This is a genomic window from Longimicrobium terrae (assembly GCF_014202995.1).
Taxonomy (GTDB): domain Bacteria; phylum Gemmatimonadota; class Gemmatimonadetes; order Longimicrobiales; family Longimicrobiaceae; genus Longimicrobium; species Longimicrobium terrae.
This window is the reverse complement of record NZ_JACHIA010000002.1, coordinates 343,711-366,518: the sequence shown is the minus strand read 5'-3', so window position 1 is coordinate 366,518 and position 22,808 is coordinate 343,711. Positions and strand designations below refer to the sequence as shown.

Here is a 22,808-nt window from a genome sequence, read left to right as displayed (position 1 = left end):
TCAAAGTCAGGCGGTCAATTCGTCCGTCATCTCGCGAAGCTGAAGCATGAGCGCCTCCACCCGCGCGGCACCCTCCGCCCAGCGCGGATCGGAAGCCAGCAGCCGCGCCAGGGCGGCGATGGTGGGCGCGTCGAACAGGGTGCGCAGCGGCAGTTCGAACCCGAACAGCTCGTGAATGCGCGACACCGCGCGAATCACCAGCAGCGAGTGGCCGCCCAGCACGAAGAAGTCGTCGTTCACCCCCACGCGCTCCAGCCCCAGCACCTCCGCCCAGATCTCCGCCAGCGCCTCCTCCACCGGCGTGCGCGGCGCCACGTACCGGTCTTCCGCGGCCAGCTCCGGCACGGGGAGCGACCTGACGTCCAGCTTGCCGTTGGGTGTCAGCGGCAGGTGGGGGAGGATGACAAAGGCGGCGGGCACCATGTACTCCGGCAGCCCGCGGCGCAGGTGGACGCGCAGATCGTCCGCGTCCACTTTGCCCACTATGTACGCCACCAGCCGCTTTTCCCCCGGCTGGTCCTCGCGGACGATGACGCGCGCCTCGCCCACCTCCGGATGGGCACAGAGCACGCTTTCCACCTCGCCCGGCTCAATGCGGAAGCCGCGGATCTTTACCTGCTCGTCCAGCCGCCCCACGAACTCAAGCGTGCCGCCCTCCGTCCAGCGCACGCGGTCGCCGGTGCGGTACATCCGCGTGCCCGGTTGTGACGCAAAGGGATCGGGGACGAAGCGCTCCGCCGTGAGCGCGGGGCGGTCCAGGTAGCCACGCACCACGCCGTCGCCGCCCACGAACGCCTCGCCCGGCACCCCGGCGGGCGCGGGATGACCATCCGCATCCAGCACGTAGATCCGCTGGTTCCCCGTGGGCCGGCCGACGCTGACGGTGAGCGCGTCCTCATCCACGTGGCGCACGTCCTCATATGAGCACCACGCGGTCGTTTCCGTCGGCCCGTACATGTGCAGCAGGCGCCGCGGCCGGCCCAGCTTCACCACGCGGCGCACGCTCTCCGCGTCCGCCGCCTGCCCGCCGAACAGCACCTGGCGCAGCGGGGCAAAGATGTCCGGCAGCTCGCGCGACAGCTGGTTCAGCAGCGCCGTCGTCTGGTAGAGCGTGGTGATCCGCTGCTCGCGCAGTAACGCGTACAGCGCGGGCGGGGAAAGGAGGATTTCGCGGTCGATGCCCACCAGCGTGGCGCCGTTCAGCAGCGCGCCCCACGCCTCGAATGTCAGCGCGTCAAAGCTGGCGCTGGAGGCCTGCGCCACGCGGTCGCCGGGCGCGAGCTGCACGTAATCCGTCTCGCGGACGAGCTGCACCACGTGCCGGTGCGCCACCATCACGCCCTTGGGCTTTCCGGTGCTCCCGCTGGTGTAGACGATGTACGCCAGGCTCTCATCCGACGCGCCGCCGCGGGGCGCGTCCGCCCGCTCCGCCGCGAGCGCATCGTCAATCGTGTCGAGGTGGATGACGTCCAGCCCATCCACCACCGGCACATCCGCCACTCCGCGCCGCGTGAGGAGGACGCGCACGCCCGCGTCGGCCAGCATCAGCCCCAGACGCTCCGCGGGATACGCCGGGTCCAGCGGGACGTAGCACCCGCCCGCCTTGAGGATGGCGAGCAGGGAGACGATGAGCTCCGCGCCGCGCTCCAGCAGCACGCCCACGCGCGACTCCGGCCCCACGCCGCGGCGGACCAGGTGGTGCGCCAGCCGGTTGGCCCGCGCATCCAGTTCCGCGTAGGTGAGATGGAGATCGTTCCACGCCAGCGCGGGCGCGTCCGGCCGCTCGCGGACCATCGACTCGAACAGCTCGTGGATGCAGACGTTGCGCGGATACGGCCGCTCGGTCCGGTTCCACGCGTGCACCATCGTCTCCCGCTCCGCCTCATCCGCCAGCGCCACGCTGCCCAGGCGGCGGTCCGGGTCGTCCGCCAGCTGGTCCAGCACGCGGGCCAGCTGCTCCAGCAGCCGGTCGATGGTCCCCGCGTCGAAGCGGCTTTCATCGTAGCCCACACTCAGCAGCAGCTCCGGGCCGGGCGCGGCGGCCAGGGTGAGCGGGTAGCTGGTCCACTCCACCGCGCGCGAGTCGGTGATGCGCAGCTCCGCCTCGCCCTCCTCGCCGCCGGGGTAGTTCTCGAACACGTACAGGCTCTCGAAGAGCGGCGTGCCGCGTGGCACCTCGCTCCACCCCTGCACCCGGGCCAGCGGCGCATGCTCGTGCTCGCGCGCGCCGGCCTGGGCGCGCTGCAGCCCGATCAGCCACGCGCCGGCACGCGCATCCCCATCCACCCGCACCCGTACGGGAAGGGTGTTGATGAACAGCCCCACCATCTGCTCCACCCCCTCCAGCTCCGCCGGACGGCCGGAAACGATGGATCCGAACACCACGTCGCGAACCCCGCCCAGCCGTGACAGGAGTAGCGCCCACGCGCCCTGGAGCATGGTGTTGAGCGTGACGCGCCCCGCGCGGGCGGCCTCTTCCACCCGCCGCGTGCGCACGGGGGCCAGCAGCAGCTGCCGCCGCGCGTGGCGAAGGCCGGAATCCGGGCCGGCCGGGCGGTCCACCCCCAGCGGCGTGGGCGCGCCAAAGCCCGCCAGCACCTCCGTCCAGTAGCGTTCCGCAGCCGCGTGGTCGCGCCCGCGCAGCCACGCGATGTAGTCGCGGTACGGGCGCGCGCGCCTGCGCTGCACCGCCCCGCCCGCCCGCCACCCCGCGTACAGCTGCAGCACTTCATCCAGCACCAGCGCGGACGACCAGCCGTCCATCAGCAGGTGGTGCTGGCTTAGCACCATCCAGTGCGCATCATCCTCCACGCGGAACAGGGCGCAGCGCAGCAACGGCGCGCGGTGCAGGTCAAAGCCGCGCGCGCGGTCATCCGCCAGGTGACGGTCCAGCGCCGCCTCCCGCTCGGTGGGGGACAGGGAGCGCCAGTCCCCGGTCGTCCACGGCAGCTCCGCGGCGGCGTGCACCCGCTGCAGCGGCCGCTCCAGCCCCTGCCACACAAAGGAGGTGCGCAGCACGGCGTGCCGGCCCGCCACCTCGGCCCAGGCGCGGCGGAGGAGATCCGCGTCCAGACGGCCTTGCAGCAGATGGGCGAGCTGCACCTGGTACGCTTGCGCCCCGCCCTCGTACAGCGCGTGAAAGAGCAGCCCATCCTGAAGCGGGGAAAGCGGATACAGGTCCTCCACCCCCGCCGCGCCCGCGACGGCCGTCTCCAGCTCCGCCTGCGTCAGCGCCGCCAGCGGAAAGTCCGACGGCGTGCACCCGCCCGCGCCCGCCGCCCGGCAGTGCCCGATCAGGCCGCGCAGCGCGCGGAGGTACCCGTCCGCGACCCGCGCGATGGTGTCCGGGGAATGCGTCGCTCCGTCGTACGTCCACGCCAGCCGCAGACAGCCGCCGTCGATGGCGCCGTTGACCTCGATGGCGAACGGGCGGCGGTTGGCCTCCGCCTGGTCGCGGCCGCGGGGGCCGTCCTCAAAGCGGAAGCGCTCGGCCAGCGCCAGCCCGTGATCGAACTGGCCCAGGTAGTTGAAGGCGATGCCGGGCTCCGGCTGGGCGCGCAGCTCCGCCCGCATCGCCGGGTCCGGTGCAAAGGCGCGCAGCACGCTGTAGCCGATTCCCCGTCGCGGAACGGCGCGCAGCTGCTCCTTGACGGACATCAGCCGGGCGCCGGGTCCGTCCGCGCCCGCCAGGTCCAGGACGAGGGGGTAGATGCTGGTGAACCACCCCACCGTGCGGGTGAGGTCGATCCCGGCGCCGATCTCCTCTTCCCGCCCGTGCCCTTCCAGCGCGATGCGCAGCCGCGGGCTTCCGGTCCACGCCTGGACGGCGTCCGCCAGCGCGCAGAGGAGCACGTCGTTGATCTGCGTGCGATAGGCGGCGGGCACCTCGCGCAGCAGCGCGGCCGTCTCCTCCTCTTCCAGGTGAATGACCAGCGTGTGCACGCCCGGCTCGCCCGCGCCGTCCCCCGGGACCGGCGCCACGCCGTCCGCGCCCTGCGCCCGCCAGAACTCCGCCTCCGCGGCCAGTTCACCGCCCTGCGCGTACGCCCGCAGCGCGTGCGACCAGTCGCGGAACGAGGTGCCGCGCGGCGGCAGATCCACCGCTTCGCCGGCCTCCAGCCGGGCGCAGGCGCGCTCCAGATCCTCGCGCAGGATGCGCCACGAAACTCCGTCCACCACCAGGTGATGGAGGATGAGGAGCAGGACGCGGCCTTCTTCCCCGCGGTCGATGAGGACGGCGCGCCCCAGCGGTCCGTGCTCCAGGTCGAGCGCGGCCTGACGGGTCTGCGCGGCCTCGTCCTGCGCGCGGTCGCGGTCCGCGGCGGGGAGCGCGGACAAATCCACCCGTTCCAGCGAAATCCCCGCGTGCGCGGCGTGCGCCTGTTCCCATCCCTCCGCCGTCCGGCGGAAGCGGAGCCGCAGCGCGTCGTGGTGCTCCAGCACCGCGTCCAGCGCGGCGCGCAGGGTGTCCGCGCGCAGCGCGTCATCCACCCGCAGCAGCATGGACTGGTTGTGGTGCCCGGGCGCGGGCTGCTCCTGCTCCAGAAACCACTGCTGCACCGGCGTCAGCGGCACGCGGCCATCGGGACGGAGATGAGCCGCGACGACCGTCGTCTCCGCGCGCACCGCCACGGAGGCCAGTTCGGCGATGGTCTGGTACTCGAACATCTGCCGCGGGGTGATCTCCACCCCGGCGCGGCGGGCGCGGGCCACGACCTGAATGGACAGGATGCTGTCGCCGCCCAGCTCAAAGAAGTTCTGCCGCACGCCCACGCGCTCCCGCCGCAGCACCTCTCCCCACACCTCCGCCAGCGTGTGTTCGATGGCGGTGGCGGGCGCCACGTACTCCGCCGCGGACGCGTACTCCGGCGCGGGAAGGGCGCGGCGGTCCAGCTTGCCGTTGGGCGTCAGCGGCAGTTGGGCGAGGATGACGAAGGCGGAGGGGATCAGGGCCTCGGGGAGCGTGCGCCGCAGCTCTGCCCGCAGCCCGGCGGGGTCGGCGGGGCCCACGACGTAGGCCACCAGCCGCACCTCTCCCGGCGCGTCCCGGCGGGCGATCACGGCGCAGTCGCGTACGGAGGAGATGCGGCGCAGCGCCGCGTCCAGCTCGCCCGGCTCCACGCGCATTCCGCGGATCTTTACCTGCGCGTCCAGCCGGCCCAGGTACTCCAGCACGCCGTCTGCCCGCCAGCGCGCGCGGTCGCCGGAGCGGTACATGCGCGCACCGCCATCGGCCGAAAACGGATCGGGGACAAAGCGCTCCGCCGTCATCCCCGGGCGCCCCAGGTAGCCGCGCGCCACCTGCACCCCGCCGATGCACAGCTCGCCCGGCACGCCGGCGGGGAGCGGGCGCAGACCATCGTCCAGCACGTACGACGTCGTGCCCGGCGCCGGCGCGCCGAGCGGCACGGTGCCCGCGCGCGCGTCCTCCGCGCCGCACCGGTGCGTGGCGCTGTCGATGCAGCACTCCGTGGGGCCGTACAGGTTCACCAGCCGCGCGGCGGGAAGCACCTCCGCCAGTCGGGCACACAGCTCGCCGGGGAGCGCCTCGCCGCCGCAGAACACCAGGCGCAGCGACGTGCAGGCCGCCAGTTCCGGCTCATCCAGCAGCACGCGGAACAGGGAGGGCACCAGCTGCAGCAGGGTGACGCCGCGCGCGCGGACCTCGCGAACCAGCGCCCGCGGGTCGCGCTCCACGCCGGGGCGCCCCATCACCAGCCGCCCGCCCGCCAGCAGCGGCGCAAAGAACTCCCACACGGAGGCGTCAAAGGCGGCGGGCGTCTTCTGCAGCACCACGTCCCCCGCGCCCACGCCGAAGTCGCGGTTGAACCACGCCATGTGGCTGGCCAGCGCCCGGTGCGGCACGGCCACGCCCTTGGGCGCGCCGGTGCTTCCGGAGGTGTAGATGACGTACGCCAGGTTGTCCGGCCCGGCGCGCACCCCCAGGTCCGCCGCGCTCTCCTCGTCCGCCGTCTCCGCCGCGTCCACCGCCGCCACGCCAGCGGGGATGGATGCGCCGCGGCCCGCGATCACCAGCGCCGCGCCGGCCCCGGCGAGCAGCGCCTGCATGCGCTCCGCGGGCGCCTCCGGATCCACCGGCACGTACGCCGCGCCCGCCTTGAAGATGGCGAGGATGCCGGTCACCAGCTCCGGCCCGCGCTCCACGCAGATCCCCACCCGCGACTCCGGCCCCGCACCCAGCCGTACCAGCCGCCGCGCCAGGCGGTTGGCTCGCGCGTTCAGCTCCGCGAAGGTGAGCGGCCCATCCGCCGATTCCACCGCGACGGCATCCGGCGTGCGCGCGGCCCGTGCCTCAAACGCGTGGTGCACGCACTCCGCCGCCGGGGGCGCCGCCACTGCCGCGCCGCTCCACTCGCGTAGCACGCGGCCGCGCTCCTCGTCCGCCAGCAGCTCCACCGCGGAAAGGCGCATCCCGGGGTTCGCGGCCACCTGCTCCAGCACGCGGCGCAGGTGCTCCGCCATCCGTTCGACGGTGCCGGGGCGGAACAGGTCGGTGCTGTAGCCCAGCACGCCGCGCAGCCCGTCGTCCCCCGCGGCCAGGTACAGGCTGAGATCGAACTTGGTGGTGGCGCCTTCCATCTCCAGTTCCCGGACGGTGATGCCAGGAAGCGCGGCGTCGTCCGGCGTGGCGGCGTCCAGGGAAAAGGTCACCTGCACCAGCGGCGAGTGGCTCAGGCTGCGCTCCGGCTGCAGCTCCGCCACCAGCTTCTCAAACGGCAGCTCCTGGTGCTCGTACGCGCCGAGCATCGTTTCGCGCACCCCGCGCAGCGCCTGGGCGAACGTGGGGTCGCCGGACAGGTCCGTCCGCAGCGCGAGCGTGTTGACGAACAGGCCGATCACCTCTTCCACCTCGCGCCGCGTGCGCCCGGCGATGGGGCTGCCGACCACGACATCCTCCGTCCCCGCATACCGGGCAAGCAGAAGCTGAAACGCCGCCAGCACCACCATGTACAGCGTGGCGCCCTCGCGCCGACCCAGCGCCTCCAGCGCGTCCATCAGCTCGCGCGGAAGCGCCACGGGAACGTGCGCGCCCCGGTGCGTGCGCACGGCCGGGCGCGGGTGGTCCGTCGGCAGCTCCAGCAGCGCCGGGGCGCCGGCCAGCCGCTCGCGCCAGTACGCCAACTGCGCCTCCAGCAGCTCGCCGCGCAGCTGCTCGCGCTGCCACACTGCGTAGTCCGCGTACTGCACCGGCGACGGGGCAAGAGCGGGTTCATCGCCCTGCGCGAAGGCGGCGTAGAGGGCGGATAATTCGCGCAGCAGCACGCCGGTGCTCCACCCGTCGCTCACCGCGTGGTGCATGGCGAGCAGCAGGACGTGCTCGCCCTCGCTCATCCTCACGAGCGAGGCGCGGAACAGCGGGCCGCGGGAGAGGTGGAACGGGCGCGCCGCGTCTTCCGCGGCCAAGCGGCGCACGGCGGCCTCGCGCTCCGCCGGCTCCAGCGCGGAAACGTCTTCGGTCGCGAGCGAAAAGGAGGTGAACGGGGTGATGACCTGCGCGGCGACGCCCTCCACCTCGGCGAAGACCGTGCGCAGCGCCTCGTGCCGGCGAACCACCTCGCCCAGCGCGCGCTCCAGCGCGGCGGCGTTCAGCGGGCCGGTGAGGCGGAGCGCGGCGGGGATGTTGTACAGCGGGCTGTCCGGCTCCAGACGATCCAGAAACCAGAGCCGCTCCTGCGCGAACGAGAGCGGAAGCGGGCCCGTGCGCGCCACGGGAATCACCGGCGGGACGGCGGGACGGGCCGCGCGGCGCATCCCCTCGATCACCTCCGCGACGCCGGCCACGGTGGGCGCCTCGAACATCACCCGCAGCGGCAGCTCCACGCCGAACACCTCGCGAACGCGGGAGACGACGCGCGTGGCCAGGAGCGAGTGCCCGCCCAGCGCAAAGAAGCCGTCGCGCGCGCCCACCCGCTCGCGGCGCAGCACCTGGCCCCAGATCCCCGCCAGCACCTGCTGCACCGGCGTGGAGGGCTCGGCGTACTCCGCTTCCGCCGGGGCGTCGGCGGGCGCGGGGAGCGCGCGGCGGTCCAGCTTGCCGTTGGGCGTCAGGGGAAGCGCGTCCAGCGCGACGAACGCGGCGGGAACCATGTGCTCCGGCAGCGTGCGCCGCAGTTCCGCGCGCAGTTCGGCGGGGTCGGCGCCGCCGACGACGTAGGCGGTGATGCGGGGATCGCCCGGTGCGTCCTCGCGCACCACGACGGCGCAGTCGCGCACGGCGGGGTGGCGGCGCAGCACGGACTCAATCTCGCCCAACTCGATGCGGAAGCCGCGGATCTTTACCTGCGCGTCCAGCCGGCCCAGGTACTCCAGCGCGCCGTCCGCCCGCCATCGTGCGCGGTCGCCCGTGCGGTACATGCGCGCACCCGCATCGACGGAAAACGGGTCGGGGACGAAGCGCTCGGCGGTCAGGGCGGGGCGGTTCAGGTAGCCGCGCGCCACCTGCACCCCGGCGATGAACAGCTCGCCGGGCACGCCCACCGGCGCGGGACGGCCCGCCGCGTCCAGCACGTACAGCCGCGTGTTCCACACCGGCCGCCCGATGGGCACCACCGAATCGCCCGGCGCGCAGGCCCAGAAGCTCACGTCTACGGCGGCTTCGGTGGGGCCGTACAGGTTGTGCAGACGCGCGCCGGACGGGAACCGCTCGTAGAAGCGCGCCACGGACTCCGCGGAAAGCGCCTCGCCGCTGCACACCACGCGCGACAGGCTGGGGCAGTCCTCCGCGCCGGCCGCCTCCAGAAACGGCGGCAGCATGGAGGGAACGAAGTGCAGCGTGGTCACCCCGCGCCGCCGGATCTCGTCGCGCAGGTACGCGGGATCGCGGTGCCCGCCGGGGCGGGCGATGACCAGCGTCGCGCCCCTTTGCAGCGGCCAGAAGAACTCCCACACGGAGACGTCAAAGGAGAACGGCGTCTTCTGCAGCACCACGTCGTGCGCGGCCAGGCCGTACTCCGCCTGCATCCAGCAGAGGCGGTTGATGACGGCGCCGTGCTGGTTCACCACGCCCTTGGGCCGCCCCGTGCTCCCGGAGGTGTAGATGACATACGCCGCGTTCGACGGCCCCACCCCGCTCCGCGGATTCTCCTGATCGTCACTCCCGTCGATGGCGCCAGCTCGATCATCCTCATCGATGGAGCGGCTTTGATCGATCCGATCGGTGCCGTCGATCCCACGAATCCGATCATCCCCGTCGATGCGATGACGTTGATCGATCAGATTGTTTTCATCGATCAGATCAACCTCTTTCGTCCGATCAAACCCGCCTGTCTGGCCGATGGCGTCGGTCCGACGAAGGCCATCAATCCGATGAATCTCACCGGGCTGATCGACCCCACTGATCGCGCCGGCCGCATCATCCAGGCAGAGCACACGGACGCCCGGCGCGGCGGGGATGGTGCCGAGGAGCGCGGACTGGGTCAGCAGCAGGCCGATGCCCGCATCCTCCACCATGCCCGCCAGCCGCTCCGCGGGATAGCCGGGATCCAGCGGGACGTACGCGCCTCCCGCCTTGAGGACGGCCAGAATGCCGGCCACCATCTCCAGGCTGCGCTCCAGGCACAGCCCCACGCGCGCCTCCGGACCCACGCCCATCGACACCAGCCGACGGGCCAGGCGGTTGGCGCGCGCGTTCAGCTGCGCGTAGGTAAGTGAATCGTCCTCGAAGATCACCGCCACGGCGTCCGGCGTGCGCGCGGCCTGCGCCTCGATCAGCGTGTGGATGCAGGCGTCCGCCGGGAACGCCGCGGCGGTGCGGTTCCACTCGTCCACCACCAGGCGCCGCTCCTCCGCGCCCGTCATCTCGACGGTGGAGAGCGGCGCGTCCGGCTGGGCCGCCACGCGCTCAAGCAGCCGCGCCAGGTGATCCGCCATCCGCAGCGCCGTGTCGCGGCGGAACAGGTCAGTGCTGTACTCCAGCGCCCCGCCGATCCCCGCCGGCCCCGCCGAAAAGCTGAGCGTGAGATCGAACTTGCTGGTTCCCGTCTGCACCGGGATCACCGCGGCGTCCAGCCCCGGGAAGACGACGTCACCCGCGTCCGCGTCGCCCTGCGTGAGCATCACCTGAAAGAGCGGCGCGTGGCTCAGCGACCGCTCCGGCCGCAGTTCCTCCACCAGCCGCTCGAAGGGAATCTCTTCGTGGGCGTACGCGCCGAGCGTGGCCGCCCGCACGCGCCGCAGCAGTTCGCGAAACGTGGGATCGCCGGAGAGGTCCGTGCGCACCGGCACCGCGTTGACGAAAAAGCCGATCAGCGACTCCGTCTCGCGTCCCGTCCGCCCGGCCACCGGCGTGCCCACGACCACGTCCTCCACGCCGGCGTATCGGGCGAGAAGGAGTTGAAAGGCGGCGAGCATCACCATGTGCAGCGTGGCGCCCTCGCCAGCCGCTAGCGCCACCAGCCGCTCCGCCGCCGCGGAATCGACGGCCAGCGGGACGGAGGCTCCGCCCGCGGTGCGGACCGCGGGGCGCGGATGGTCCGCTGGCAGTTCCAGCAGCGCTGGGGCGCCGCCCAGCGCCTCGCGCCAGTACGCCAGCCCCTCTTCCAGCGCCTCGCCGCGCATGCGGTCGCGCTGCCGCACCGCGTGATCCGCGTACTGCGCCGTGGGCTCCGCCAGCGGCGGCGGCTGCCCGTCCGCAAAGGCGCCGTACAGGGCGGTCAGCTCGCGCAGCAGCAGGCCCAGGCTCCATCCGTCCGTCACCGCGTGGTGCATGCACAGCAGCAGCACGTGCTCATCCCCGCGCAGCCGCAGCAGCGCCGCGCGGAACAGCGGCCCGGCGCCCAGGTCGAACGGCTGGCGCGCGCCCTCCGAGATCCACGCATCCGCCCGCGCCGCCCGCTCATCTGCTTCCAGTGCGGAAACGTCGTCCACCGCGAGCGTGAAACCGGCGAACGGGGCGATCACCTGCACCGGCGCGCCGTCCTGCTCGCGCAGGGTGGTGCGCAGCGACTCGTGGCGGCGCACCACCTCGCCCAGCGCGCGCTCCAGCGCCGGCGCGTTCAGCGCGCCGCGCAGGCGAAGGGCGAGCGGCACATTGTAGGCGGCGCCCGCACCCTGCATGCGGTCCAGCACCCACAGCCGCTCCTGCGCAAAGGAGGCGGGCGCGGTGCGCGTGCGGTTCATCCGCGCGGCCATCGCCTTGCGGAGCAGCTCCTGCTTTTCCTGGAGCGTACGTGCCGGTGCGGAGGAGGAGGACGGCGTCATTCGAAGTCCGGATCGTCGAGCGTTTCGGCCAGAAGGCGGTCCACCTCTTCCTCCGACAGGCCGCCGATGGAGGCCATCAGCGCGTGCGGGCTGGCGGCCGCATCCCCGCCCCACGCCGCCGGCGCGGGCGCCGCCGCAGCAGCGGAAGCCACCGCCGCGCGCGCGGAAACCACGCGGGCCAGGGCGTCCACCGTGGGATTCTCAAACAGGGTGACGACGGTGATTTCCCCGTCCAGCACCTCGCGGATGCGCGCCACCACGCGCATGGCCAGCAGCGAGTGCCCGCCGATGCGGAAGAAGTTGTCGCGCACCCCCACCCGCTCGCGGCCCAGCACCTCCGCACAGATCCCCGCCAGCACCTCTTCCACCGGCGACGCGGGCGCGACGAAGGGCTCATCGGCCGGGGCGTGCTCCGGCGCGGGGAGGGCGCCGCGGTCCACCTTGCCGCTGGGGGTGAGCGGCAGCCGGTCCAGCGACACGATGGACGACGGGACCATGTACGCCGGCAGTGCGCGCCGCAGGCCGTCGCGCACCTCGTCAGGCCGCGCGGTTCCCGCCACGTACGCGGCCAGCCGCGGCTCGCCGCGCTCGTCCGGGCGCACCACGACCACGCAGTCCGCCACCGCGGGCTGGCGGCGCAGGGCGGCCTCCACCTCGCCCAGCTCGATGCGGTAGCCGCGCACCTTTACCTGCCCGTCCACCCGGCCCAGGAACTCCAGCGTCCCTTCCGCCATCCACCGCACCCGGTCGCCGGTGCGGTACATCCGCCCGCCCGGCCCTGTGGAGAACGGATCGGGGACGAAGCGGTCCGCCGTCATCCCCGGGCGTCCAAGGTAGCCGCGCGCCAGCCCGTGACCGGCCAGATACAGCTCGCCCACCACGCCCGCCGGCACCGGCCGCATCGCCCCATCCAGCACGTACGCCCGCGTGTTGGCGATCGGCCGGCCGATGGTGGCGGGGCCGCCCGGGGCGCGCTGGATCCACGTGCTGTAGGTGGTGGATTCCGACGGGCCGTACAGGTCGATGACCCGCTGGATGCCGGCCGCGTACAGCGCATCCGCCAGCTCCGCGCGCAGCGGTTCGCCGGCCAGGTTCACCGTGGTGACCCCCGCGGGAATGCCGCCGCTTTCCAGCAGCGCCGAAATGGCGGAGGGAACGGTGTTGATCAGCCGCACCCTTTCCGCCGCGGCGGAGCGCGGAAGTGCCAGCGCGTTGTCGGTGATGATGACCGTCCCCCCGCGGCTGAGCGGCAGGAACAGTTCGTAGACGGAGAGGTCGAAGCAGATGGAGGTGGCCGCCAGCATCCCCGACAGCTCCTCGCCGGTGTGGATGGTGGCCGCCCAGGACAGGAGCGCCACGGCGGCGCGGTGTTCGATGGCGACGCCCTTGGGCGTGCCCGTGCTTCCGGAGGTGTAGATCAGGTACGCCAGCCCGCCGGGTCCCGCGGGGTGCGGCAGATCGTCGTCGCGCCGGGCCGCGATCGGGGCCGCGTCGCCGTCCAGGCTCACCACCCCGATGCCTTTCGACACGGGGAGCAGGGCGCGCAGTTCCTCCTGGGTGACAAGAATCGCCACACCCGCATCATCCAGCGTAAAGCGAAGCCGCTCCACCGGATACGCGGGGTCCAGCGGGACGTACGCGGCGCCGGCCTTGAGCACGCCGAGGAGAGCGGCCACCATCTCCGTCCCCCGGCGCAGGCACACGCCCACCCGCGACTCCGCCCCGGCGCCCAGCGCGCGCAGGTGGTGCGCGATGCGGTTGGCGCGCGCGTTCAGCTGCGCGTAGGTGAGCGAATCGTCCTCGCACACCACCGCCACGGCGTCCGGCGTGCGCGCCGCCTGCCGCTCGAACAGCTGGTGGATGCACGCGTCCGCGGGGTACGGCGCCGCGGTGCGGTTCCACTCCTCCACCACGCGCCGCCGCTCCTCGTCATCGATCAGCGACAGCTGGGAAAGCCGGAGCCCGGGATCGGAGACCGCCTGCCGCAGCACGTTCGCCAGGTGATCCATCATGCGCAGGATGGTGCCGCGGTCGAACAGGTCCGTGCTGTACTCCACCGCCCCGTGCACCCCGTCCCCCTCCACCGACACGGCGAGGGTGAGATCGAACTTGCTGGTGCCGTTGTCGGTTTCCAGCCGCTGCACCCGCAGGCCGTCCAGCGCCGCGCCGCCGCCGTCGCCCTCCTGCACCACCATCACCTGAAAGAGCGGGGCGTAGCTCAGGCTGCGCTCCGGCTGCAGCGCCTCCACCAGCCGGTCGAATGGAAGCTCCTGGTGCTCGTACGCGCCCAGCGTCACCTCGCGCACGCGCCGCAGCGCCTCGCGGAACTCCGGATCGCCGGACAGGTCCGTCCGCAGCACCAGCGTGTTGACGAACAGGCCGATCAGCCCCTCCACTTCGGCGCGGGTGCGGCCGGCGGCGGCGGTGCCCACCACGACGTCGGTGCTCCCCGTGTAGCGCGCCAGCAGCACCTGGAACGCCGCCACCAGCAGCATGTACGGCGTGGCGCCCTCGGCCCGCGCCAGCGCGCGCAGCCCATCCGCCAGGTCCGCGGGAAGGGCGAACGGCTCACGCGCGCCCCGGTAGCTCTGCACCGCCGGGCGCGGGCGGTCCGTGGGCAGCGCCAGCAGCGGCGGGGCGCCGGCCAGCCGCTCCGTCCACCACGCCAGCACGGCATCCATCCCCTCGCCGCGCAGATGCGCCCGCTCCCACGCCGCGAAGTCCGCGTACTGCACGGGGAGCGCGGCGGGCGCTGTTCCCGCGTAGAGGGCCGCCAGTTCGCGGAAGAGCACGTCCAGGCTCCACCCGTCGCTGACGATGTGGTGCAGGTTCAGCAGCAGCACGTGGTCGGCCGCCGACACGCGCAGCAGGGTGGCGCGGAACGGCGGCCCGGCCTCCAGGTCGAACGGCGCCTCCGCGTCCTCCGCCGCGCGCCGGGCGATCCACGCGTCCGCGTCTCCATCAGCCTCTTCCACCGCGAGGCGGAAGCCGGTGAACGGAGCGGCGCGCTGCACCGGCGATCCGTCCACCTCGGCGAAGGTGGTGCGCAGGACTTCGTGGCGGCGGACGGTCTCGCCCAGCGCGTGCTCCAGCGCGTCTACGCGCAGCGGGCCGTGCAGGCGCACCGCGAGAGGAACGTTGTACAGCGCCAGCCCGGGGCGCATGCGGTCCAGAAACCAGAGCCGCTCCTGCGCGGCGGAAAGCGGCATGGGCCCCGTCCGCGGCAGGGCGGCGATGGGCTCCCGCCGCGGACGCTCCGCGCGGCGTGCCTCCTCCACCCGCTGCGCCAGCGCGGCGAGGGTGGGCGCCTCGAACAGCACCCGCACCGGCACCTCCGCCCCGAACACTTCGCGGATGCGGGATACGACGCGCGTGGCCAGAAGCGAGTGGCCGCCCAGGTCAAAGAAGTTGTCGCGCACGCCCACGCGGTCCACGCGCAGCACGCCGGCCCAGATAGACGCCAGCACCTCTTCGGCCGGGGTGCGGGGCGCAATCCAGCCGTCCGCCGGCGCGGCCGCGGGCGCGGGGAGCGCGGCGCGATCCACCTTGCCGTTGGGCGTCAGGGGGATGACGTCGATGGATACAAAGGCGGAGGGCACCATGTACTCCGGCAGCGTGCGGCGGAGTCCGGTGCGCAGCGCCTCCGCGTCCGCCGCGCCGACGACGTACGCCACCAGACGCCGCTCTCCGGGCACGTCCTCGCGCACGGCCACGGTGCAGTCCGCCACGCCGGGCAGGCCGCGCAGCGCCGCCTCCACCTCGCCCGGCTCGATGCGGAAGCCGCGGATCTTTACCTGCCCGTCCACGCGGGCCAGGAACTCTAGCACCAGCCCGCGCCCGTCCACCGCTTCGCCATCGCCGGATTCCGCCGACGAGACAGAGCTGATCGACACGGCGGATTCCATCGATCCAACAGCATCGGTCGATTCGATCAATGCGCTGGACCCGGTGGATGCCCTAAATCCGGTTGATGCACTAAATCCGGTTGATGCGCTGGATCTGGTTGATGCGCTGGATTCGTCCGATGCGCCGGAATCCGCCGATCCAACGAACGCCGTTGATCCAACGGAATCGGTGGATGGAGGAGCTTCGATGGATGGGATGGATGCGCTGGACTCGATTGACGCGACGGATGACATCGATCGATCGGACCCGGCTTCCACCCACCGGACGCGGTCGCCGGTGCGGTACAGGCGCGCGCCGGGATGCGAGGAGAACGGATCGGGGACGAACTTCTCCGCCGTGAGCGCGGGGCGGCCCAGGTAGCCGCGGGCCACGCCGTCACCGCCCAGGTACAGCTCCCCGGGCACGCCCGGAGGCGCCAGCGCGCCGCCATCCAGCACGTACGCCGTGGAGTGCGCGATCGCCCGGCCGATGGGTACCGTGCGCGCATCCTCACCCACGGCATCCACGTGGTGCCAGGTGCTGAAGGTGGTGCACTCCGTGGGGCCATACCCGTTCAGGAGCCGCGCGGGACCGCCGGCGCGCAGCACGCGCCGCACCGACGCGGCGTCCAGCGCCTCCCCGCCCACCAGCAGCGTGCGCATCGGGCGGAATGCGCCGGGAAGCTCGCGCGCCACCTGGTTGAAGAGCGCGGCCGTCAGGAACATCGTGGTGATCCCCCGCTCCGCCACTGCGGCCGCCAGCCGCGCGGGGGCGAGCACCTCGTCATTCCCCAGAACGACGAGCGCCGCGCCGTTCAGCAGCGCGCCCCAGACCTCAAACGTCGCCGCGTCGAACGACACGTTGCTGGCGTGTCCCATCCGGTCATCCGGCGCCAGACTGACGTAGTCGGTGCCGCGCACCAGCCGCACCACGCCGCGGTGCTCCACCGCCACGCCCCGCGGCGTTCCCGTGCTGCCGGAAGTGTAGATGACGTACGCCAGATCCCCCGCCCCCGCCCCGCTTTCCACCGGCGCCGCGCTTTCCGCGCCGATGCGGTCCCGGTCCCCATCCACGCACACGACGGGAATCTCTCCGTCGACGGGGACGGAGGCGCGCAGCCCGTCGCGCGTCACCAGCGCGCCCACCCCCGCGTCCGCCAGCATGAAGGCGAGGCGCTCCGCGGGATAGCCGGGGTCCAGCGGCACGTACGCGCCGCCCGCCTTGAGCACGGCCAGCATGGCGACCACCATCTCCGCGCCGCGCTCCAGGCAGATGCCCACGCGCGTTTCCGTCCCCACACCCAGCCCGGCCAGATGCCGCGCCAGCCGGTTGGCGCGCGCGTCCAGCTCGCCGTACGCCAGCGACTCCGCGCCAGAGCGCACAGCCAGCGCGTCCGGCGCGGCGGCCGCGCGGGCCGCGAACAGCGCCGGGATTCCGGCGTCGCGGGGATACTCCGCCGGAACCGGGTTCACATCCGCGACTACCGCGCGCCGCTCCGCCGCGTCCATCAGCTCGATGCGTGAGACGGCAAGCGAGGCATCGGCCGCCACCTGCTCCAGCACGCGCCGCAGCTGCCGCAGCATGCGCGCGGCCGTGGCGGGGCGGAACAGGTCCAGCGCGTATTCCATCTCGCAGCGCAGCGCTCCATCCCGAGGTGCGATCTGCAGCACCAGGTCCGAGCGCGTCGTCCCCAGGTCCACCTCCACCTCGCGCACGCGCAGCCCGGCGAGCGCGGGGGCGCGGTCGTTGTCCTGGAGCGCGAACAGCACCTGCACCAGCGGCGCATGCCCCAGCGAGCGCTCCGGCCGCAGTTCCTCCACCAGCCGCTCAAAGGGCACGTCCTGGTGCTCGAATGCGCCCAGCGCCGCGGTGCGCACGCGGCGCAGCACCTCGCCGAAGCCCGGGTCGCCGGACAGGTCGGTACGCAGCGCCAGCGTGTTGGCGAAGAAGCCGATCATCTCCTCCGTCTCGCGGCGCGTGCGCCCCGCCACCGGGCTCCCCACCACGACGTCGGGCCCCGCGCCGCGGCGGCTGAGCAGTAGCTGAAACGCGCCCAGCAGCACCATGTACAGCGACACGCCCTCGCGCCGCGCCAGCGCCTGGAGCGCGTCCGCGAGTTCCGGCGGCAGGTCCATCCACGCGCGGCCGCCGCGGTAGCTCTGCGCGGCGGGACGGGGATGGTCCGTGGCGATCTCCATCCGCTCCGGCACCCCGGCCAGCCGCTCGCGCCAGTACGCCAGCTGACGCTCCACCGCCGGGCCGCGCAGTTGCTGGCGCTGCCACACCGCGTAGTCCGCGTAGCGCGCCGCCGGCTCCGCCAGCGGAGACGGCCGCCCGTCGCAAAAGGCGTCGTACAGCGTGGCCAGTTCGCGAAACAGCACGCCCGTGCTCCACCCGTCGCCCACAGCGTGGTGCATGGTGAGCAGCAGCAGGTGCTCGCCCTCCGCCATCCGCAGGAGCGCGGCGCGGAACGGCGGCCCCGCGGCCAGGTCGAACGGGCGCGCGGCCTCGGCCTCCGCCCAGCGCCTCGCCGCCGCCTCGTCATCCCCCGGCCCGGCGTAGTGGAGGACCAGCGGGAGCCCGGCGAAAAGCATCACCTCCTGCACCGGCGCGCCGCCGGCGAGGGGAAATCGCGTGCGCAGCGGCTCGTGCCGGCGAACGATCTCGCCCAGCGCCCGCTCCAGCGCGTCCACACGCAGCGGCCCGGACAACCGCAGCGCGGTGGCGATGTTGTAAAAGGCGCTGTCCGGCTGAAGGCGGTCCAGAAACCACAGCCGCTCCTGCGCAAACGAGAGGGGAAGCACACCCTCCGCGCGCGGCAGCGGCGGCTCGCCCGGCCCTTCGTCGATGGAGGACGATTCCAGCCGCGCGGCCAGTTCCGCCACCGTGGGCGACTCGAACAGGGCGCGCACCGTCATCCCCGCCCCGAACGCCTCGCGGATGCGCGTCAGGGCGCGCGCGGCCTGCAGCGACTGCCCGCCCAGCGCAAAGAAGTCGTCATGCGCACCCACGCGCGCCACGCCCAGCACCTCGCCCCAGATGGCCGCCAGCGCCGCCTCCGCCGGGGTGCGCGGCGCTGCCCATGGCGCGCGCTCCGCCTCCGCCGGGGGCGCGGGAAGCTGCCGCCGGTCCACCTTGCCGTTGGGCGAAAGCGGAAGCCGGTCCAGCACCACGAAAGCGGAGGGCACCATGTAGTCGGGAAGCGTCTCCGCCAGCCGCGCGCGCAGGTCGCGCGGCTCCGGCGCATCCGCGCCGTCCGCCAGCAGCAGGTACGCCACCAGCCGCGCCTCGCCGCCATCCGCGCGCGCCGTGACTACCGCGCGGGTGATGGAGGGATGGCGGCGCAGCGCGGCTTCCACCTCCCCCGGCTCGATGCGGAAGCCGCGGATCTTCACCTGGTGGTCGATGCGCCCCAGCAGCTCGATGGTGCCGTCCGCCCCGTACCGCGCGCGGTCGCCGGTGCGGTAGATGCGCGCGCCCTCCTGGCCGGGCGCGGGAAGAAAGCGCTCCGCCGTGAACCCGGCGCGCCCCGTGTAGCCGCGCGCCAGCCCGATGCCGCCCAGGAACAGCTCGCCCGCCGTCCCAACGGGGACCGGGCGCAGGTGCTCATCCAGCACGTGCGCCTGCTGGTTGGCCATGGGCACGCCGTACGGAATGCTGCGCCAGGCGGGGTCCACCTCCCCCACGGGGTAGATGATGGAGTGGATGGACGCTTCCGTCGCCCCGCCCATGACGATGAAGTCGCGCATCTCCGGCGCCCACCGCCGCACCCGGTCCACCAGCGGCACGGGAACCCAGTCGCCGCCCAGAAAGGCCAGCCGCAGCCCGCGAGGCGCATCCGCCGGATGCGCCTCGGCGTACTCGCACAGCATGCCCAGCAGCGCGGGGGCGGAGTTCCACAGCGTGACGCCGTGGCGGCGGCAGAGCGCGGCCCACGCCGCGGGGTCGCGCAGCTCGTGTGGCTGGGGGATGACCACGGCGCCACCGGCCGCCAGAATCCCCAGCGTCTCGTACACGCTCATGTCGAAGCTGAGCGACGAGAGCAGGAGCACGCGGTCCGCGGGGCCCACGCCGTGCCGGCCGTTCAGGTCCGCCAGGTTGTTCATCACCCCGCGGTGCGCCAGCGCGATTCCCTTGGGCTCGCCGGTGGAGCCGGAGGTAAAGATCACGTACGCCAGGTTTTCCGGCCCGGCGCCGGACACGGGGCGCGTGTCGCCCTCCGAGGCGATGGCGGCGGCGTCGCGGTCCAGAAAGACGGCTTCCCCCCCCGCGGCAAGGGCGGCGCCGGGGCCCAGTTCCGTCACCAGCACGCGCACGCCCGCCGTGGCGCCCATGCGGGCCAGCCGCTCGGCGGGATAGGTGGGGTCCAGCGGAACGTAGGCACCGCCCGCCTTGAGGATTCCCAGGATGGCTTCGATGACGCGCGGGCCGCGCTCCACGCAGATCCCCACGCGGCTCTCCGGCCCCACGCCCGCGCGGCGAAGGTGGTGCGCCAGACGGTTGGCCCGCGCCTCCAGTTCGCCGTAGCTGATGGATTCGTCGCCGTACAGCACGGCCGTGGCGCGCGGATCGGCGTCCGCGTGCGCCTCGAATGCCTCGTGCAGGCAGACGCCGTGCGGAAGCGGCCCATCGGTGGCGTTCCACCGCGCGCGCACCTCCCGCTCCGCCGCCGTCAGCGGCGACCACTCCAGCGCCCCGCGCGCGGAATCGGCGGCCATCTCGCCCAGCAGCTCGCCCATCCGCACCGCAAGCCGGTCGATCGCCGCCGCGTCCGCCATCAACGTGAGGGAAAGCGGATCATCCCCATCCATCCGCAGGCCCAGAGTTCCCGCCGCGGACTCGTGCATCGCGACCAGCGGAAACGCGCCGTCCCCATCCACGGAAACCGCGCGCAGCGCCTCGTCCGCCGCCGACGCCAGGGCGAGCGCGGAGGGGTTGGCGGACAGGTCCACGCGCAGCATCCCATCCCTCCGGGGCGCGCGCAGCTCCACATCCACCCGGTCCTCGCCGAGATGCTGGGCGAGGACGACGGCGAACGCGGCCAGCGCCGGGGCCGCGCCGGTCGTCCCTGGGAAAACCGTCACGGGACGTTCGGCGAGTCCGGCGGACGGGCTCATGGCGGCGACGCCCTTCATGCGGGCTCCGCGGGGACGGCAAAGGGGAGGAAGGGCGCGGCGGTGATGCGGCCGGCGTTCGCGGGGAGCGGAGCGGCGGGAACCGCGTATCCGGGGATGGGGTGCCGCGCGCAGATCGCCGCCACCTCACGCCGCACCTGCGCCACCGTTCCGGGATCCAGGCGGTAGGTGCAGTCGTCCACCGGGCGCACGGCGGAGAGGACGGCGTGCACCAGGTCCGCGCAGCGCGGCATCTGCTCCGGCCCCATCCCCCGCACCGCCAGGCCGTTGGTGCCGAAGCGCACGCCGCTGGTGACCAAGGCGCTGCGCGGGTCGCCGGGAATGCGGTTCTTGTTCACTACGATCCCGCACTCCTCCAAGGCGCGCTCGGCCACCACGCCGGTCAGGCCGCGCGGGGCGAGGTCCACCAGGACGATGTGGTTGTCGGTGCCGCCGGAAACCAGGGTGTAGCCGCGCTCCCGGAGTTCGTGCGCCAGGGCGCCGGCGCCGGCCACGATGCGCCGCGCCACCTCGCGGAACCCCGGCGACGCCACCCGCGCCAGCGCGCTGGCCTTGGCCGCGATGGACGACAGGCTGGGCGTGCCCTGAAAGAACGGGAACGCCGCGCGCTGCACGAGCGACGACAGGGTTCCCCGCCCGTCCGGCGCCGGCGCGTCGTGGTCGCGCCCCATCAGCACCAGCCCTCCGCGCGGGCCGCACAGCTGCTTGTAGGTGCTGGTGGTGGTGAAGTGCGCGTGGTCGATGGGGCTGGGGTGCTCGCCCGCCGCCACCAGCCCGGCGATGTGCGAGATGTCCGCCAGCAGCCAGGCGCCCGCCTCGTCGGCGATGGCGCGAAAGGCGGCGAAGTCGATGCGCCGCGGATACGCGCTCGCCCCCGCGATCAGCAGCCGCGGGCGGTGCTCCATCGCCACCCGGCGCACCTCGTCCATGTCGATGCGGCCGGCGCGGTTCACGCCGTAGCCCACCGCGTGGAAGTAGCGGCCGGACACCGAGGCCCGCGATCCGTGCGAAAGGTGGCCGCCCGCGTCCAGGTCCAGCCCCATCACCGTGTCGCCCGCGCGCAGCAGGCTGAACATCACGATCTGGTTGGCGGACGTACCGGAGTGCGGCTGCACGTTCGCGTACCGCGCCCCGAACACCTGCCGCGCACGGTCGATGGCAATGCGCTCCACCTCGTCCACCACGCCGCAGCCGGCGTGAAAGCGGGCGCCGGGGTAGCCCTCGGTGGTGGTGTTGATGAGCGCCGTGGCCTCGCACGCCAGCACCGCGGGGTCGGCGATGCTGGACGCGGCCACCATGGTCAGCGTTTCCGCCTGGCGGCTGTGCTCGCGGGCCAGCAGGTCGTACAGCACGGGGTCGCCGGTGCGCAGGCTCTCCATCCCGCGCAGCGCCGTGGCTTCCAGCGCGCCGCCGCCCGCCTGCGGCGGCTCCCCGCCCGGCGCGCCCCACGGCCACGCCGCGGGATGCTGTCCGCCTTCCGGCGGGGAGTCGGATAATGCCGAAACGTCTTGCTCGATGGACTCGGCCATTGGGCGTCGGAATCGTTGTGGGACGGCGTTGCTGGACTGCGCTGGCGCTGCGTGACGGCGGCTGGCCGATGCGGGCGCGGTTCCCCGCCCCGCACCCTGATCAACCGGGATCGATCAGGTGCCCGGCGCTCCCCGGGACGGAATGCGATCCGCGGCCAGCTACTCTGCCCGAAGACGGCCCAGGACGGCGAGACGCGGCGGGGAAGAAAAGACGCCCCGGTGCCCATCAACCTTGAAACCGTCCTGAAAAGACAGGAGCGGAGGCGCGCCAGATCGGGTGTGATGACACGCCCGGTCGCTCGTACCGACCGTCTGTTGTTCCCGCCGGACCGGTCGCCTGGCGCGCGATGCCAGACAGAACGGTAGCAGACGAGGTCAGAGGATTCGGGATTGATCCGTACGGTGCGTTCGCAGCTGACCTATCCTCCTAACACGACAATATCCAAACTGATGATTTCCGGCAAGTGCCATTCTGGGTCCAATGGCTGGTTACCCACGCTCCCAACAGGCCGCCGGGCGAAGTTGCCGTTTTCGCTTTGGATCGGAATGTAGCAGAGGACGATTGTCCACCCCCTTCAACGCTCCTTTTCCGCGACGATCTCCGTGGATGGGAGTCATGCGGAACCGAGCGGCACCACGGACATCGGCGTGTATCACGGATGATCCGCAGAGCGCCTTCCATGGCGCAAAGAGACCGGCAGGTAGCGCGTGCACTCCGCCGGTCTCCGCTTCAGGCCACCCGCCGAGCCGGACGCTTCCCGCCCCCGCTTCCACACGCCCGCCGGCCCGGAATCTCATGATCCGCACCGGGCACTGGCGGCCGGAGACGGCGTTCGGATAGGATGGAGGCCATCATCCGCCGCACGCGCACGCCACTGCCGGTCCTAGCCTCGCAGCAAACCATGCGTCCCGCGGTTTCGCTGCCGACGACACCGGGCTACGTGCCGGTCGACCAGAGCGCCGGCCGTGTGCACCAGGCGCGGCCACTTCCAGCAACGAACCGTTCCGTGCCGACTCGAGCCCAGCGGCGTCAGGGCGC

3 protein-coding genes are annotated in these 22,808 nt (G+C 73.1%); all 3 read right to left on the bottom strand.

Features of this window, described 5'->3' with window-relative positions; all coding sequences use genetic code 11:
* Positions 1-6: 6 nt before the first annotated feature.
* From HNQ61_RS05135 to HNQ61_RS05125, 3 genes are read right to left on the bottom strand one after another with little or no spacing between them, the layout of a single operon-like run.
* The gene (locus HNQ61_RS05135; RefSeq protein ID WP_170037700.1) at positions 7-11,220 is read right to left on the bottom strand and encodes a non-ribosomal peptide synthetase; all 11,214 of its coding nucleotides are present in this window, start codon (positions 11,218-11,220) and stop codon (positions 7-9) included.
* Complete coding sequence (locus tag HNQ61_RS05130; RefSeq protein ID WP_170037702.1) at positions 11,217-20,240, bottom strand: non-ribosomal peptide synthetase; 9,024 nt, start codon at positions 20,238-20,240, stop codon at positions 11,217-11,219. Before HNQ61_RS05130 ends, HNQ61_RS05135 begins: the two co-directional genes overlap by 4 nt.
* Positions 20,237-21,769 (bottom strand): serine hydroxymethyltransferase, encoded by a 1,533-nt coding sequence (locus HNQ61_RS05125; protein ID WP_205761913.1) that lies wholly within the window; start codon positions 21,767-21,769, stop codon positions 20,237-20,239. Before HNQ61_RS05125 ends, HNQ61_RS05130 begins: the two co-directional genes overlap by 4 nt.
* Positions 21,770-22,808: the final 1,039 nt, after the last annotated feature.